At 46.3% G+C, this 17324-nt stretch carries 16 protein-coding genes and 1 pseudogene; 5 read left to right on the top strand and 12 right to left on the bottom strand.

The genetic code is table 11. The features are described 5' to 3' along the window. Positions 1 to 224: 224 nt before the first annotated feature. The 9 genes from X919_RS0111295 to X919_RS0111255 are packed head-to-tail and all read right to left on the bottom strand — an operon-like array spanning position 225 to position 9140. Entirely contained in the window at positions 225 to 836 is a 612-nt protein-coding gene (locus X919_RS0111295; protein WP_051502519.1) for a sugar transferase, read from the bottom strand. Continuing rightward, positions 833 to 1813 carry a glycosyltransferase family 2 protein gene (locus tag X919_RS15345; protein ID WP_371212594.1) on the bottom strand — a complete coding sequence of 327 codons (981 nt, stop codon included), beginning with the start codon at positions 1811 to 1813 and terminating at the stop codon, positions 833 to 835. The genes X919_RS0111295 and X919_RS15345 overlap by 4 nt, the downstream gene beginning before the upstream one ends. Further along, positions 1761 to 2633: an alpha-1,2-fucosyltransferase gene (locus X919_RS0111285; RefSeq protein WP_028900203.1), complete on the bottom strand. Its 873-nt coding sequence runs from the start codon at positions 2631 to 2633 to the stop codon at positions 1761 to 1763. The genes X919_RS15345 and X919_RS0111285 overlap by 53 nt, the downstream gene beginning before the upstream one ends. Next, positions 2630 to 3388: a glycosyltransferase family 2 protein gene (locus tag X919_RS0111280; RefSeq protein ID WP_028900202.1), complete on the bottom strand. Its 759-nt coding sequence runs from the start codon at positions 3386 to 3388 to the stop codon at positions 2630 to 2632. The genes X919_RS0111285 and X919_RS0111280 overlap by 4 nt, the downstream gene beginning before the upstream one ends. After that, positions 3385 to 4677: an oligosaccharide flippase family protein gene (locus X919_RS0111275; RefSeq protein WP_028900201.1), complete on the bottom strand. Its 1293-nt coding sequence runs from the start codon at positions 4675 to 4677 to the stop codon at positions 3385 to 3387. Before X919_RS0111275 ends, X919_RS0111280 begins: the two co-directional genes overlap by 4 nt. Before the next feature lie 2 nt (positions 4678 to 4679). Then, complete coding sequence (locus X919_RS0111270) at positions 4680 to 5840, bottom strand: EpsG family protein (protein ID WP_028900200.1); 1161 nt, start codon at positions 5838 to 5840, stop codon at positions 4680 to 4682. A gap of 9 nt (positions 5841 to 5849) precedes the next feature. After that, complete coding sequence (locus X919_RS0111265; RefSeq protein WP_253270138.1) at positions 5850 to 7439, bottom strand: GumC family protein; 1590 nt, start codon at positions 7437 to 7439, stop codon at positions 5850 to 5852. Continuing rightward, the gene (locus X919_RS0111260) at positions 7439 to 8233 is read right to left on the bottom strand and encodes a polysaccharide biosynthesis/export family protein (RefSeq protein ID WP_172642736.1); all 795 of its coding nucleotides are present in this window, start codon (positions 8231 to 8233) and stop codon (positions 7439 to 7441) included. Before X919_RS0111260 ends, X919_RS0111265 begins: the two co-directional genes overlap by 1 nt. Positions 8234 to 8258: 25 nt before the next feature. Continuing rightward, positions 8259 to 9140 carry a CvfB family protein gene (locus X919_RS0111255; protein ID WP_028900197.1) on the bottom strand — a complete coding sequence of 294 codons (882 nt, stop codon included), beginning with the start codon at positions 9138 to 9140 and terminating at the stop codon, positions 8259 to 8261. A 143-nt stretch (positions 9141 to 9283) separates the two neighbouring features. Between X919_RS0111255 and X919_RS0111250 the strand changes: the two genes are divergently transcribed. After that, the gene (locus X919_RS0111250; protein ID WP_028900196.1) at positions 9284 to 10300 is read left to right on the top strand and encodes an aspartate-semialdehyde dehydrogenase; all 1017 of its coding nucleotides are present in this window, start codon (positions 9284 to 9286) and stop codon (positions 10298 to 10300) included. A 643-nt stretch (positions 10301 to 10943) separates the two neighbouring features. Here X919_RS0111250 and X919_RS0111240 read toward each other — a convergent pair. Then, the gene (locus X919_RS0111240; RefSeq protein ID WP_028900195.1) at positions 10944 to 11645 is read right to left on the bottom strand and encodes a CPBP family intramembrane glutamic endopeptidase; all 702 of its coding nucleotides are present in this window, start codon (positions 11643 to 11645) and stop codon (positions 10944 to 10946) included. A 335-nt stretch (positions 11646 to 11980) separates the two neighbouring features. Here X919_RS0111240 and X919_RS0111235 point away from each other — a divergent pair, with 335 nt between their 5' ends. Both X919_RS0111235 and X919_RS0111230 read left to right on the top strand, forming a co-directional pair. Beyond that, positions 11981 to 12577 carry a hypothetical protein gene (locus X919_RS0111235; protein WP_036917932.1) on the top strand — a complete coding sequence of 199 codons (597 nt, stop codon included), beginning with the start codon at positions 11981 to 11983 and terminating at the stop codon, positions 12575 to 12577. Between the two features lie 99 nt (positions 12578 to 12676). Next, on the top strand, positions 12677 to 13477 hold the full coding sequence (locus tag X919_RS0111230) for a GSCFA domain-containing protein (protein WP_028900193.1): 801 nt from the start codon (positions 12677 to 12679) through the stop codon (positions 13475 to 13477). A 169-nt stretch (positions 13478 to 13646) separates the two neighbouring features. Here X919_RS0111230 and X919_RS0111225 read toward each other — a convergent pair whose 3' ends face one another. Further along, complete coding sequence (locus X919_RS0111225; RefSeq protein WP_028900192.1) at positions 13647 to 16136, bottom strand: YfhO family protein; 2490 nt, start codon at positions 16134 to 16136, stop codon at positions 13647 to 13649. Positions 16137 to 16405: 269 nt separating this feature from the next. Between X919_RS0111225 and X919_RS16675 the strand changes: the two genes are divergently transcribed. Continuing rightward, positions 16406 to 16663 (top strand): hypothetical protein, encoded by a 258-nt coding sequence (locus X919_RS16675; RefSeq protein ID WP_155949719.1) that lies wholly within the window; start codon positions 16406 to 16408, stop codon positions 16661 to 16663. A gap of 184 nt (positions 16664 to 16847) precedes the next feature. Next, a complete protein-coding gene (locus X919_RS16670) occupies positions 16848 to 17096 on the top strand; it encodes a hypothetical protein (RefSeq protein ID WP_155949718.1) in 249 nt (82 codons plus the stop codon). Between the two features lie 30 nt (positions 17097 to 17126). On the opposite strand, the pseudogene X919_RS17145 reads toward X919_RS16670, so the two are convergent. Beyond that, positions 17127 to 17324 (bottom strand): annotated as a pseudogene (locus tag X919_RS17145) (hypothetical protein); the annotation flags it as partial.

Here is a 17324-nt window from a genome sequence, read left to right as displayed (position 1 = left end):
TAAAAAAAACAGACATTCCGATGCATCGGAATGTCTGTTTTTTTTATTTGGCGTCCATTCTGAGCTTCAGAATGGATACTTCTTAAGTTTGATAATCATTTGAGCCCCAGGAGAGTAATCTGTCTAAATCACGCCAATCAACTCGATACCAATAAGTGTGACAAAAAGTTTGGGTGCCATGCGCTTCATAAAAAGAACTTGCAGTTGAATACTCCCCTGCAGGGTTAAAACTTTTTTCCAACAAGCATATAGCGAAAAGTTGTAGAGAGGATGTGAAAATCGAGCCGCCAGCTGCGATGATGCAAGTAATATAAATCCCATTTCAAGCGCATGAGCATCTTCTCCATGGTGTCGGTATAGCCATTGTGTAACGTGGCATAGCTCGTCACTCCTGGGCGGATAGCATATAATTGTGCATAGCGTGGGTCTCTAATCATTATTCTATCAATATAGAATTGCCGTTCAGGTCGCGGCCCCACAAAGCTCATGTCACCACACAGAATATTCCAAAGTTGTGGCAATTCATCAAGATGGTGGGCACGTAGAAAGGCTCCTGCCATCGTGAGCCGAGTATCTTTTCCTGGTTGATAGAGCGCTGGACCTTGATATTCGGCATCCATTGTCATACTACGAAATTTATACATCATAAAGGGCTTTCCATAACGGCCGATGCGTTCTTGCTTGAAAAACACGCTACCATCATGTTCATGCCACACCAACCAATAGCAATAAAGCAGTAGTGGTATGCAGACGATGAGCATCGAGAGCGCAAGAAAAATATCGAAAAGCCGCTTTAGGAAGATGCTCATGCGAGATGATGCGTCGGAAATAGTCATATATCCCCTCCTTTCTTCACCATATCTGGCGAACAAACAACTGTCGAAGCTGCTATACGAAGCTGTGCCAGATAGAACTTCTTCCTCAAAAAAGCAGGTAGGAGCCTCACGCCAAGTCGCATCATCATATTACCAAAAGCCTGCACTGGCGTGAGAAATCGCAGGCGAACCAAGCCTTTCTGGAAGTGCATTTCTGCAGCAATATAGTTTACTCCTCCTCGCCGACGAAACGTATTCGCATTAAGACGAAACCACAACAGACACTCTTGCAAATTATGAAAGCACGCCCCTTGCTGCAACATGCGCGCCCAAAGGTCATAATCTTCAAAAGCTGGCATATGGCGATAGCCACCTGCTTGCACCACCTTTACTTTACGAAACATCACGGTAGGATGGTTCATGGGATTGCGAAAATGTGCAAATTGCCAAATCGCTTGGTGGGTTTCGGGCACACAACGAACCGAAATCACCTGCGCGGGTGTGGTTGAAAACTCGGCCACCCAGCTCCCCACGACATCCACCTCTGGATGAGTTTGCAAATAAGACAGCTGCTTTTCAAAACGTTGTGGCATGCAAATATCATCGCTATCCATGCGCGCCACCACGTCATGTTGACAATGTTTCAGCCCCTCATTCAATGCCAATCCCAACCCTTCTTGCCGCGGTTTCGCAATGCGTTTGCACGCTTTATATTGCCGCTGAAAGTGTGCCAACACCTCATTTAAAGCGGAGGTCAGCGGTCCATCTTCCACTACAATCACCTCGTTGGGTAACCATGTCTGTTGCAACAAACTCTCTAAAGCTTGCTGTAGAAAATGGGGTTGCTCTTGGTTGTAAACGGCTATTAAAACAGAAAAGGACATAACGACACCAGATGTAGTTGCAAAGATAGATGTTTTTATTGAAAAAGTACCATGATGAAATTCATAATTTAAACCAGCTCTCAGCAGCTGGCGACACCTTTCCGTCCTGCGCATACCATCGTTTTGGCGCAATAATCCAGCCCGCTTGATGTGACGAAAGCCAGGCGCCCCACCATGAAAAAGACGAATTAGCGATGATGTGATGCCGACAAAGGGTCATCAGGTACAGGTCGCAAATGCTGGCACTCCCACTATTCCAGTCTATAAAAACGGCTTCGTTGGTTTGCAACAACGGTTGAATATGCTGCCGACACCAAGCCATGTCATCTGAAAAAAGATAGAACACAGGATGCACAACATGCTGCAAAATGGTAGCTATCGCACGCTGATAATAAGTCAGCCCACATACGTCTCGAAACAGCACATCGTGCAAATAATCGCCTCGTCGCACATGTATCGCCACACTCTCCGTGGTGTTTATCTGCTGCTGCACGGCTAAGTTCCGTGGATTTGTAAATGCAGGGAATGTGAATGCTTGTAAGATGGCCGGGCGGCAGTGGCTGAAATAGCGCTCATCCTGCCAATAACCCTCATAATAAGCATCACCCTTTCTTTGCAAGGCTTCAGGCAAAAAAGCGTCATTTTCTGGTTCCTTCACCATCGTTTTGCGCACAGGCAGCACACGATGCCCTATGCGCCACAGCTGATAATGCGGATAATACCACGCCAACTGCGCTACCTCTTGCCATGTGGCTGCGGGCAAAGTGGTGCCAAAGCATTGCACCAATTGAAAGCCTCCGTGCTTCTCGTAGCCTCGAAAGGCCGAGAGGTCGAGCTTCACCTCTTCGTTTCCATGCCGTCGCTTCAATGCCAAAGCCAACGCATACTGAAACATTTGATTGCCCAATCCACCGATAATTCTCACGATTTTCATTGCTTTTGCGTTTTAAAACGTTGCAGCCAGCATTGCATTCCTAACGCCCAGCCTATCCATCGGTTGTAATAGTCCTTCTGTTTGATGGTGGTTTGGTCTTGTCGCAAAGCCTGCATAATGTCTATTTTGGATGTAATTTGCTCCGCATGTCCATGCTGAGAACGTACAAAGCATGCGGGCAGATAAGTAACTTTTGCATGCCTGAGCAACCGAAAATACCATTCCACATCCACCAACCACGTAAGCTTTTCATCCAACATCGGCAGCAACTCGCGCACCACTGCTACGCAAGCGCATGGTCCAATGGTGTTACAAGCAAAAAGTAATGTGGGATGATGCAGGCTACAACGCTTGATAAGGTTCGGAAGAAAACGGTTCTTTCGCCGACCTCCGACCTCCACTTGGATATTCGTCACCACCACCTGCATCTGTTGCTCAAATGCTTTTTTCACCCGATACAAATGGTCATCACTCACAAAAGCCTCATCGTGGTGAAGCAACACCACATATTTTCCCTGCGCTTTTTGCAGCCCCGCATTCCAATTTTCCACCGCATTGCCCGTGCGCTGATGCTTAAAATAACGAATGTTTGCCGACTGAAATTCGCCACATAACTGCGCAATGGCATCATCATCCGAGTCGTCTGTAACGATCAATTCTATGCTCACATGGCGCTGCCTCAACACAGAAACGATGACTTGCCGCGCCAAAGCAACATGATTATAGGTGGGAAGGACAACCGAAAAATCTTTCATCTTTTTAAAAACAACGTGAGATAAAGGGTCGCCAGTATCGACTTTAAACCATAGGCTATCAGCACAGCCAACGCTATTCCGGTGGCATTCAGCCCGCGTTCAACCAACCCATAGGCTGAAATCAATAAGGCTATGGCCCAGAAAAGATTAATTACAAAGGCCTGCCACATCTTGTTTTTGCTGTAGATTGACATCTCTATGATGTTCGAATAGGCCGAGAAAATGTTGGAGAGTGCCAAATAAACCAATGGCATTTTGTCTGAAAAGCCCTTGCCATAGAGTTGCATAATGGGACCACCCAAGAGCAAAACCACCAGCGTTATCATGGATGAGATGCCCACAATGAGCGCTATATTGGCCAACAGGACATGACGAAATTGCTGCCGCTGTTGCCGAATGCTCGTCAAAATGGGTAATACAATCTGGCTGATAGCTGTGGGAATGAACAGCATCATCACTTTCCATTGATCGGCCGCCTCAAACAAAGCCAAACTGTTGTAACCGTCATGTTGTAGCAAGATGGTGCGTATTCCCCAAAAGGTGGGGGTCACCATTAACGCCGATAGAGTAGCTGGTATGCAATCGTTCAGTAGCATTGACCAATCATTTGGCGTGTGAGGGGAATGTATTTCGTCAACAACATATTGCGCATAGTGCTTTTTAATCGACAGCCGATTGACCCAAAAGAGTGCTCCAAGGCCTATGCCTAAACCGACAATAGCCCCCATCAGTCCCCAGAAATAGGCACCAGCAACCATCAAAACAGCCTCTAACAAACTCCCAACAAACGTGTTACGCGCCATGATTTTAAATTGTTCTAACCCCGTAAGAACACCATTTTGCACGCCGTATAAGATAGAAAACAGCAACAACACACTGGCAATTTGTAGTTCAAACGTGAGGTGTTCGGCATGGAGTATGTGCCGTGCAATCGGTCGAGCCAAAACAAAACAAAACACCATGAGCACCAAAGCCATCACCCAAGCCAATTGAAATGTCAGTCGGGTCATACGCAGCAGGCGCGGAATGTCGTTGGTTCGATAGGTGGAAATCAGCTTCGTGGCGGTCACACCAATGCCCGATGCACCAAAAACGATAAAGATATTGAGAGTGGAACGAATCATGCCCAACTGCCCAAACACCTCTTGTTTCAAGAGATGTGCACAAAGAATACCCGCCACCAGCAGGCACAATTTCCCCATTGCCGTACCCGAAAACGACCAAAATGCACCATGGAACATGCGCCGCGCAAGGTCAGATTGGAATGCTGTTAAACGCCCCTTTCTCATGGTTATTTCTGCGGATAAAGATGATAATAATGGTAATGATTGCTGAAATCATAAAACCGATAGGGCACCAAGTGCAGCCATTCGGGACGAAAAGTGCTGACAACGGCGATGCGAGCTACAAAAACACAGCCGATAAAAAGCACCGCCACGCGCTGTGCCAAGTGGTATTGAGGATGAGAAACAGCCACAGAACCAATGGCCTGGGAGTGCACATAGCGCAAAAAAATCACAATGATCAGTGGCCAAAGATAGTCATTGATGCGCGAAAAGAAACTGAATACCGGCAGCATGATGGCCACACTGAGTGCTAAAACGAATACAGCATACACATTTCGATCAACTGCCTTGCAATGCATGCGCCGATGAAGTCCATAGCAAGTGCCCACAGTTGTTCCCATAATGGCTAATTCAATCATTCCAAAGATGGAGAGGGTTTCTTTTTGTAGCGCCACCTTATAATAAACACTATCTTGCAACCCGAAAAGCGAAAGCAGTTGGAAAAGGCACAGGGTAAGCAACAAAGCACCGGCCAACAGCAACAGAGTGTGGTGCTTTGTGGGGCGAATGCATTTGAGCAGTGGAAGCAACAGCAGCACAAGTGCCGAGGTATGAAACAACGTAGCAAGCAATATGAGCAGGCAATAGCCTTTATTCCGCCCTTTTTCAAGATAGCAACAATAGGCCACATAGAAGATAGCGATGGCAAAAGCCTGCCGAATGACACAATATTGCATGAAAAAGACATAACCTATCAGCATGAAAAAGCAGGTTATTGCCACATTTTGTGTCTTACGTTGAATAAACCATAAGTTGCTGATAGTGATGACAAAGGCCGAGAAGATAATGATTGTATAGGGAGACCTTGAAACATATTTGATGAGGAAATGCACCAACACTTGAAAGCCATACTCAAACTTGTCGCTCAAATGAAATGCAAATATCGACTCATTCCGATAGCTTGTGTAAAGCGATTTGAGGTAGTAGAAGCCATAATAATGCGGCGTGTCGTTCAGCACTGTGATGTCGCGAAAGCCAAAAAAGCCAAAGAGCAGCACGAAACACAACAGCATTTGGAAAACTTTCTGCGTGCGGACGTGCACAAACACCTTGGAGGTGAGGCTCACAAGAGGAAACAACAGCGCATAGAGAACGACAACAAGCATGATGAATGGTTAGGATTGAGCTTCGTCGTGCAACAGCATTTGCACATTCATGCGCAGGAAAATCACAAACAAAGGGATGCAACACCCCATGAGAAGTGCCAACACCAGCACCATCAGTTTATGGGGCTTCACGGGTTTCAAACTGCCCATAGGGGGCGAAAGCACCCGCACTTTATAGGGTGTAAAGGCACGAGAGAGGATGTTTTCTTCGCGCTTTTGCAACATAAAAATATAGAGCTGTTCCTGGATTTTCTGCTGTCGCTCGGCCGAAAGCAAGAACTTTGCTTGCTGTGGGCTCGACTTTGTTTGTGCATCATTAGCTCCTTTCAGCTGGTAATAGGTAGCAATTTGCTGATCAATTTGCTGCATATTGGTGCGCAAACTCGCATGGATTGACGACCGAAGTGCCGCTAATTGCTTATCCATGCCCTGCACAATGCTGTTTGAGGCATTGCTATTGGCCGCTACCCGATTGCGTTCTAACTGCAACTGGTTGTAGTTTTCCACCTGCATGGCAAGCGTTTTATCGTTGTTCAGCAGATTAACGGGCAACGTTTGGTTCGCGTTTGCATGCTGATTCAAGAACCGTTCCATATCACTTGCCGCAGCCCTAAGTCCACGAAGGGTGGCCAACTCGCTGCTCATCTTTGTCGAGGTCTCCATGGCCAACTTGGTCGTTTCGACCACATCGGGCAGGTTGTGCTTGGTTTTATAGGCCGTGATGGTCGTCTCTGATTTGCCCAACTCGGTTGTAATCTCTGCAATACGGTTGTCGATAAAACGTGTGGTTGAAGCATTTAATTGATTTTCATCGCCCATCCATCGCTCGTTATAAACGGCTACAAGCATACGAAGAAAGTCCTCTGCACGTTGCGGAAGGACATCCTCATAGCGCAAATCAATCACCGACCCCAATTCTTCGGCGATACCTGCATCAAGTTTTTTGGTCATGGCATCGGCCACTTCAACGGGCGGTGTATGGCGAAAAGTTATCGTTTGACTTTCTTTTCCCGTGTAAACCCGTGTGGGGAGAATAGCCACAAGGCCAATGGGTGTATGAATAATGCCATTCACTTGTCCGCGAAAGGTACCATCGAAAGCTGTTTTATTTCGTTTGATATGAGAGAGTTCGATGTTGCCTTGCGCTATTTTTATCTCCATCTGTAGCTTGTCTTCGGGCATTAGTCCTCTGGCATCTATCCGAATAGGCAGCGAAGAACCATATAAGGTGGTGCGATGAAAGAGGTTGCCTTCGGTGTAGGTATCATCCAAATGCAATCGCTTGATGGCTTCTACTATATTATAAGGTGTAGTGAGTGCAAGCAGCTCATTGTTGACATTGGCACTCCCTCCCAACATACCTCCCAAGCCTTGTATCATGCTTAGCCCGGCAGTGAGTTTTGAACTGGGCGTTGCATCTTCACGCACCATGAGTTGTGTGCTACGCTCATAAACAGGTTTTTTGAGCATAAGATAGCCTAAAGCAGCAGCCATGCAAAACGCAACGGAGATGAAAAACCATTTCTTTGCTTGCCGACAGAAAGCAAGATATTGACGGAGTGTGAAACCTGGTGTGGTGGTAGACATGAGCAACGGCATTATTTAAAGATTAAAACTGCAACCGTGGCGAGCAATGAGGCGACTGAAACCCAAAAAGAAGTGGACTGAAGTGTGTTGCCATTGATGGTAGCTTGCCGTTGACGGGTGCGATTGGCAGGCACATAAACCACGTCGTTCTGTTGCAAATAATAGGCTGGCGACTGCAGAACTTGAGGAGCTGAAGCCAAATTCAGCGTGTAGGCAACAGGCTTTCCATCGACTTCGCGAAACACTTTCACGCTATCGCGCTGTCCATAGATGGTCATATCACCCGCCATCCCTAAAGCATCGAAAATAGTGATGCGATCTTTGGTGATGTCAAAATTACCTGCTTTATTCACTTCGCCCAACACAGAAAAGGTGAGTTTGCTAAAGTCGACGGTGACAACCACATCCTTTGCGCCAAATTCCTGCACCAAACGGCTCTTAATGCGCTGTGCAGCTTCCGCACGGGTGAGCCCCAAAAGTGCTACCTTTCCTAACATCGGGAAATCGATATTGCCTTGATTGTCGAGCGTATAGGTGAGCACCTGCTGCATATTGGGCAGCGAAATATTGAAATGTTGGGTGAGCACCTCATCGCGACTTTTTACAAAAATCGAAACTTTATCATCAGCCATCAGACGGATGCTGTGCGTGGCGGCAGACTGCTGTGCATCAAAAGCACCTTGCATGTAGGTGAGGTTGCGAGGGGTCTTGCAGCTGGCGAACAACAGGATCGCCCCTATCACGGCGAGGCTATAGCTTAAAATATGTTGGAAGGTATTGCGTTTCTTCACTTGCAGTTGTATCATTTTAGCTGTTCTAAGATGCGAGAAATTATACATTTGTTGGCGAAACTAAGTGCAAGCCATCGGCCTCTATCGTGATAAGGTGTTTTTTATAGAGGTCGCCAATAGCCTTTTTAAAGACCTTTTTGCTTACTTGAAACTGATGTTTAATGGCTTCGGGGGCGCTCTTGTCGCCCAAAACGCAATAGCCATTATTCTCTTTTAAATAGCGGAGGAGCACCGACGAGAAGTCTTCAGCAGCGGCAATGCCCGTGGGTTGCAGGGTAATATCGAGCTTTCCATCCGTGCGAAGCTGTGCCACATAGGCTTTCATGCCGTCGCCAGTGTGGATAGATTTAAAGATTTGATCTTGGTAAATGAGCCCGGGATATTGGTTGTTGACAATGACTTTAAAACCTAATTCGGTTTTCTGCCAGATTAAAATGTCAACTTCTTCATTGCGTTTGAAATGTTTTGCGGCCATATCTTCCTTGAGATAGCGTTCAACCTTTGCACTGGCCACAATGCGATAGCTCTCTTCATCAATGTGGACATGCACAATGTAGCGATTGCCAATCTCCATCTTTCGCTTCTGTTCGCGAAACGGACAGAACAAATCTTTCGTTAAGCCCCAGTGCAAAAAGGCGCCATATTCGTTAACCCAGGCACATTCTAAATAAGCGAAGTCGCCAACCTTTGCAAGGGGTTGCTCGGTAGTGGCAATGGGACGCTCCTCTTGGTCTAAATAGATGAAACAAGTTATCTCGTCGCCTACACGAACATGTTCGGGCACATATTTCTGCGGCATGAGGATATCTCCCTCGCGACCGCCATCTAAATAGAGTCCAAACACTTCGCCATAACCTTCGCGTCGTGCCAATTCTTTCACACGGAGCACATTATAATCACCTAATTTAATATCGTTAGCCATTTTTTCTTTGCTCTTTATCTTTATAGATGCAAAGTTAATCAATTTGCCTACATATCTTGAATTTTTCCCCTTATTCTTGCCTTTATTGCGTGGAATATATTAATTTTGTGTGAATTAAATAACATTAAACAGGAAAATAAACAATGAAAGTTGCGATTGTTGGTGCCAGTGGTGCCGTTGGCCAAGAATTATTGCGCATTCTTGATGAGCGTAATTTCCCCTTAGATGAATTGGTTTTATTTGGTTCTTCACGCAGTGCAGGAAAGAAATATACGTTTAAGGGTAAAGAATATGAGGTGAAATTATTGCAACATAATGACGATTTTAAGGATGTTGACATCGCATTAACCTCGGCTGGAGCAGGTGTTTCTGAGGAATTTGCAAAGACCATTACCCAATATGGAGCGGTGATGATTGACAACTCCAGTGCGTTCCGCATGTGCGACGATGTGCCATTGGTGGTTCCCGAAGTGAATGCTGAGGACGCTTTGCATTGCCCTCGTCACATCATTGCCAACCCCAATTGCACCACTATCATGATGGTTGTGGTGTTGAAGCCTATCGAAGAGCTGAGTCATATTAAAAAAGTGCACATCGCAAGCTATCAAAGTGCCAGTGGAGCTGGGGCTGCTGCGATGGCCGAATTGGAGCAACAATATCGCGAATTGGTGGATGAGGGTGAAGTTAAAACGATTAAAAAGTTCCCCCATCAGTTGGCTTATAATGTGATTCCACAAATCGATAAGATGATGGAGAATGACTATACGAAGGAGGAAATGAAGATGTTTAACGAGACACGCAAGATTATGCACAGCGACATTCGTACGAGTGCCACCTGCGTTCGTGTGAGTTCTTTGCGCTCACATAGTGAGAGTGTGTGGTTTGAAACAGCTGAGCCCTTGAATGTAGAGGCCATCCGCGAGGCCTTAAAGGCTGCTCCCGGTGTGACTTTGGTTGACGATCCGCAGCATTATATCTACCCCATGCCGTTGGAAAGTGCAGGGAAAGATGATGTCTACGTGGGTCGTGTGCGTAAAGATTTGGCCGATGACTATGGCAACACGCTGTGGCTTACAGGCGACCAAATACGTAAAGGTGCGGCATTAAATGCTGTGCAAATAGCCGAGTATTTGGTGAAACAACAGGCCATAAAGAAATAATACGAATCAATTTCTGAAAGGTCATTTCATGCTTTAGAATGTTATCCTCGGAAATATCTTGTTTAGGATAAGAAAAGCGGGTATGCCTCATGAAGTATACCCGCTTTTGTTTTCAGTTAAAAACAATCACATACCCTCCTAATTTGCGGTGCTTTCTACGCAAAAGGACGCTTGAGGAAAGGGATTTTTGGAATAAGTGGAATGAGAATAAAGCAAGAGATAAAAAAGGAAATGCCCATTTCCTCCCTCAATATTCATGCAACTGACGCAGCCATTGCAATCTCTTCACTTTACAAAGGATTGGAGATACAGATTTGAAGTTACACAGAAGGCTCGAAAAAGTAAGAGCATAAAAAAAGGGGCTCCGCTGAGTCCCAATCTTTGTTAACCTTAAATCTAATACCATGAAAAACACGATGCAAAGATATGTGATACAGACTATACTTCCAAATAATTCTATAAGAAAACGTACTTCTTTAACACTTATTATACAACAAAGAGCGAATAGATACATATTTTATAAGCCTCACCCATAAAAACACACAATATTTACAACGTAACAATCCAATAAATCGAATAAAATATATGATAAGGATTACAACTTTTGGTGATGTTCCCTATTCACAAGTAAAAGGCTTAAAGATTACGGCTGCGTATTCTGCCTATGAAAAGGATAATACCAAACGACAAACCAAGATAGGATAGAAATAGCAAGGAGGACGATTGTTAGCCTATAATCTAAAAGGCCATTATTGTGTTTGAATAGATTAAAAACACCATGGAGGCAGGCACAAAGAACAAGAGAATGGGTATCGTTAGCCAATTGATCCAATCCCCACGAAGACAACAACAGAATCGCAAAGAAGATGCAGCCATTGATGCCTAAAGGCACATTTACATGCCAAAAAAACCAAAGTGTTGTCATAAATAGAATACGCCAGGGGCGCTTCCAGTTAGCAAGCTCCCCCATTAGATAACCACGCCAACCAAATTCTTCAAGAAAGGCATAGGACACACAACCTAAAAATATAAAGGCACCTTTAAGGCCGTTCGTTCTATCAAACAGGAGTAATAACAAAATAGGAAAAAGAATACAGAAAACACTACGCTTCGGTGAAGCTCCCATGATACTACAAAATAATTCCTTTTTAAAGAAACACATAACGACTAAAGCCCCTAACGTGGGGCCTAATCCTTCACAGAGCTGCTGCCATAAAGAATGTAGACCATCAGGAACTATTGCAGGTAACACATAAACAGCTATGCTTCTGCATGCAACAGCACAAAGATAGAAAAGAAGGATAGGTAGCCCCTTACGCTTCAGCAGTTCCTTTATATTCGCCATTTCCCTTTTAACGCTTCGATTGTTATAGACTTGTTGCAAAGATACAAAAAAGGTGGTTATTATAGACTTTGTTGGAAATTATTTAAAATCTCCCCTCACAAACTTTCTTTTTAATCCAAACCGGTCATTAAACACTAAACCTATTTTATTTGAAGTAATCATACCTCCTAATCCATCTATAATATAAACAGAGGTTTGAGAAAATGGCGATTTCAATGAATATACCCCCCTTTTTATGGAGGAAAGAGAAAAGATTTGCGCAAAAACTTGTTATATCTTTAAAAAAAGACTAATTTTGCAGCAGGATTTATAACTCCACAAAATAATTATAGAATATGAAAAAAGTTTTTCTGACTTTAGCCTTAGTTTGCTCAGCAGCTATGGCCTTTGCTGCAACGGCAGCAGATTCGACTGATGTAAAGGGTATTGTAATCAAACACACTGCAAAAGGTGTAACTTATGATTTAGATGCAGGTGAAGCTAAAATTGCTCAGCTCAATCAAATGATTGAGACTTACAAGACGCAAATGAGCCAGTCTCTCGAAGCAAGCAAAGCTAAGATTAGCCAATCTCAGGAGGCAAGCAAAGCTAAGATTGCACAGGAGCAAGAAGCAAACCAAGCACAAATGACAAAAGAGTTGGACACCTACAAAGCAAAGATTGCAAGTCTCCAACAGGAAATCGAAAATTGCAAGGCACAAATGGCGCAAGTAACTGAGAAGTATAAGACTCAAATGAGTCAATCTCAGGAAGCAAGCAAGGCTAAATTAGCGCAAGAGGCTGAAGCAAACAAGAACAAATTGGCTCAAGAGCAAGACGCTTACAAAGCAAAGATTGACGCTGCACGCCAAGCTATTGATTATTTGCGCAGCGAAATGAAGACTGCGAAAGAAGCTATTAGCAAGGCTACTAAGTTTACTGTTGCAAAGTAATATCTCGCTAATCGCAGCATTCAGATTTTACAAAGAACATGGAGGGGCAAAGTCGACAAAACGATTTGCCCCTTTATTTTTTAACTCAAAATTTAGCTTATGGAATGGTATACTCCCGTAGAAATCAACTCCTCCGCCTGGAAGATTGCACCAACCGATAACATCCTATGCATAGGTTCGTGTTTTGCCGACAATATAGGACGGAAGTTTGAGGAGGCCCTGTTCTCTATAACTTGCAACCCTTATGGTGTGATGTATAATCCCATAAGCATTTTACACAGCCTTACACAATGGCTAACCGACACAACAGTGCTACCTGATGTGTTGATACTCACGTTGGGTACTAACCATGTTTATCGGCTGAAACGTACGGGAGAGATTGTAGACAACTGCAAAAAACAACCACAAAGTTGGTTTCAGGAAGAGGAATTGAGCGTCGCTGACTGCGCCAAGGCTTTGGAAGAGGCTATTCAACAGGTGAAAAATCGCAACGCCAACGCGAAAATCGTGCTCACGGTAAGCCCCATTCGCTATCAAAAGTATGGTTTTCACGGAAGCCAATTGAGCAAAGCCACTTTGCTTTTGGCAACGCATGAATTAGTGAAAGTTGGGAAGGCAGACTATTTTCCTGCCTATGAAATCATGAATGATGCTTTGCGCGACTATCGGTTTTATGCCGAAGATATGCTCCATCCCACCCGACAAGCCGTGAACTATATTTGGGAAGCCTTTAGCAAGGCTTATTTCAGCGCAAAGACACATGACTACTTGCGTGAATGGCAGCCCATCAAAGCTGCACTCAACCATCGTCCCTTTGATGCCGAAAGCGACGCATACAAAGCATTCCGAGCAAAAGCAGAAGAACAAAAGCAGGCTTTTCTCAAGAAATGGAAAGGTTAAAAGAGTGAACAACGCGCTTCTGCATGGCGATAGCAGCAACAGAAATGGCTGTACCATCGTAGCACCTTAAACCGCAAAACAAAAAGCGTTTGCCACACAACAAAAGAACATCGGCGCACAACATACTTTGCTGTTGTGCGCCGATGCTGATTTTTAGCAACCGTAAGGGTTACGATTTTTGCTTGCGTTTCCACTCTGCATAGAGCCCGAAGAGCACCACAAGCAACAACACAACATAGGCAGCATAGGCCACGGTTTCGGTTTGTTTCACACTCTTGGGATCGAAGGTGAGCACCACTTGGTGTTGTCCTTTATCCACTTTCAAAGCACGCAACACATAGTCGGCACGTCCTATCTCAACGGGTTTGCCATCAACTGTGGCGGTCCATTCGGGATAATAAATCTCCGAAAACACCATCACGCCGCCCGTTGCACTCTTCACCTCATACGTAAGTTGGTTGGGGGCGTAGGCTGTTAATTTCACTACCGACGTACTATCTTGCGGTGTAGCCTCGCCCAACACAGTTTTAAACCGCGTATCGGCCACAGCTTCGTGGCGCAAATTGAGCTTACCCAACGCCTCAAGTTCTTGGTTGGCGTTGTTCACATAGTTCAGTTTGTCGACAAACCACGCATTGCCCAACACATAAGGGTTTTGAATGGGCACGGTCTTGTTGTTTTGAAGCGGCACGATAAAATATTTCGCATTGAGCATGTTGAGCACCGGAAAGATGCTATCGCCTTTAACTTTGGTCATGTCGCCGCCAGCCTTTGCCAACGCAGACATGAGCTGTTGCATTTCAGGCACAATATAGTTGTCAATCAAATCCTGATAGCGACGCAGCTTGGCAGCATGATAACCGCCAATGCTCTTGTGATAATAGCTCGTCTCGTTTTCGTTGAATGTGTTAGAAGCTAAATTCAACACCCGATAATCTAAGTCCTTATCGCGCAAAATCAGTCGGTCGGTTTCGGACATGGGCTGTGCCTGTTCGCGCGCCGATTTCTCAACAAACATGCTATCGTTGAGATAGCGTTTATTCACTTGCCACATGTCGATGAGGCACAGCAACACCATGGCACCCACCATGTATTCGTCCTTCAATTTGCGATAACGATAGAGCAACAGCAACGCCATGCCGATGGCTATAATCCAGAACGAGCGCCAGCAGTCGGCCACAAAAATGCCTTCGCGAATGCTGCGCAGATTGCTTTCTAACGGAGCAAGATAGTCGGCAGGAATACCTTTCAGTGCTTCTAATTCCGCAACCGAAATGAAATCACTGAAAAACACCGTTGGCATGAATGCAAACAGCAGCGCAATGCCACCCGTGAGGCCAAAGCTCACATACACCCACCGCATTTGCTTGCCCATCAAATCGGGTTCATCCACCAAGCGCTTCAGCGCCAGCATTGCCAGCAAGGGAATGGTAAATTCGGCGATGACAAGGATAGAAGCCACCGTGCGGAACTTGCTATACATGGGCACATAGTCCAAGAAGAAGTCGGTGAAAGGCATAAAGTTGTGGCCCCACGACAGCAGAATACTCAGCACAGTGGCACCCAGCAACGCCCATTTCATCGGTCCTTTCACAATGAAGAGCCCCAAAACAAACAGCATCAGCACAAAAGCGCCCACATAAACCGGGCCGCTCGTACCGGGCTGGTCGCCCCAGTACTGCCCCATCTGCTGATAAATCTGCATAAAGTTGGGGTCGGCTTTCTCCATTGCCTTGGCATTGGCAGCCAGCGGAACCGACGCACCACCCTTGGCATTGGGCACGAGCAACGTCCACGTTTCATCGATGCCATAACTCCATTGCGTGATATAATCGCGATCTAAACCGCTACTGGTCTGGTTGGTTACATTCTTTTTCACCAACTCACTCTTGCCACGCATGCTTTCCTGTGCGTACTGCCAGGTGTGATAAAGATTCGAAAGATTGAGCAGAACGCCTATCAAAGCGCCCGCAGCACACACGCCCGTAGCCCACAAGAAGCCTTTCCACTGCCCGCGTCGCACAGCATCCACGCCATAGGCAATCACCATGGCCGCAATCACAAACAAATAATAATAGGTCATCTGCACATGGTTGGCATCAATCTCAAAGGCCGAGAAAAGTGCCGTCACGCAGAACCCGCGCAACAACTTTCCTCGATAGGCCAACACCAACCCCGCTATCAGCGGCGGCAGATAGGCCAACGCCATAACTTTCCAAATGTGGCCTGCGGCAATGATGATGAAGAAATACGACGAGAAGGCCCACACGATGGCACCCAATGCAGCCAAATGCCAGCGGAAATCAAAAGCGCGCAGCAAAATGTAGAAGCCCAACAAATAGGCAAAAACATACCACACATTCTCGGGCAACCACAGGTGATAGGCCTTCATCACCTGGTTCAGCACACCCGTGCTCTGATACGAAGGCGCCGTTTGATAAGTGGGCATACCGCTAAACGTGGCATTCGTCCAACGCGACACCTTGCCCGTCCGCTCGTGATATTCCGACACCTCCTGACCGGCACCGCGCCCTGCCGAAGCATCGTGCCGATAGAGAATGCGACCATCTAAGTCGGCCGGAAAGAAATAGGCAAACGAGATGACAGCAAAGAGCACCACAACCAACACGTCGGGCCAATAAGTCTTTATACGTTCCATGACTGTTCTTGATTTACATTTTTATTGCTTGCAAAGATACAAATAAAAATGAAAACCACCTTTTCCACGCCAAATGAAAGTGCCACCCCTGCACAGAGATAGCAACAAATGCGCCCTTGATGGACAATCTTGCGTAGAGGCGGACACCCACGCGCAACTCTCTCAAGCAAAATGCGTAGGGGGCGGTGCCTGTGTGCCCGCCCGAACGTCCGCGTAGCGGCGTTTCCATACCAAAAATACACGGCATTATGTGCGGGAATGAATGATGGATGCGCCCTTATGGGGCGACACGGGCGGGCACACAGGCACCGCCCCTACCCATCTCCATCAAACCGTGCGGTGTGCCCCTACCCCATCGGGGTTATACTTTCGATAGCACAGGGTTGGCAAGTGCAACGCGCCTACCCTGGGTAACAATGCAAACGAGGGGGCTACCCACAACGTGGGTTGTACTTTCTTTTGCCACACGCTATTACTATTACCACTCGCAACGAACGGATGATTGCCCCGCACGCAAATGGATTTAAAGAAAGTACAATGCCGATGGCATAGGTTCCCCTCCACGACTTTACCCAGGGTAGGCTCCTATCGTCGCCAACCCTGGGCTATCAAAAGTACAAGCCCTACAGGCTTGGTTCTCCCCACAACCATTTGCACACGCGGGTTAAGGGCATTCGCACACATCATCCACCCAAACGAAATGCGTAGGCCATGCACAATCCATTCCCAAACGAAATCAACCATCTACACACAATCTACCCAAACGGAACCGTAGGGGCGGCGCCTGCGTGCCCGCCCGAACGTCCGCGTAGCGGCGTTTCCATACCAAAAATACACGCATTGTGCGTGGGGAATTTAACGATGGATGCGCCCTTATGGGGCGACACGGACGGGCACACAGGCACCGCCCCTACCCAACTCCATCATAATTTTCCACGCAATCCCACACAAATAAAATGACCATTTACACGCAATTCACCCCAAACGAAATCAACCCTCCCACATGCAATCCACCCAAACGAAACCGTAGGGGCGGCGCCTGCGTGCCCGCCCGAACGTCCGCGTAGCGGCGTTTCCATACCAACCAATACACGCATTGTGTGCGGGGGATGAACGATGGATGCGCCCTTGTGGGGCGACACGGGCGGGCACATAGGCACCGCCCCTACCAAACTCCGTTATACATTT

It is taken from the genome of Prevotella sp. HJM029 (genome assembly GCF_000599605.1).
Taxonomy (GTDB): Bacteria; Bacteroidota; Bacteroidia; order Bacteroidales; family Bacteroidaceae; genus Prevotella.
The sequence above is the reverse complement of the archived record's forward strand: the minus strand, read 5'-3'. Positions and strand labels throughout refer to the sequence as shown.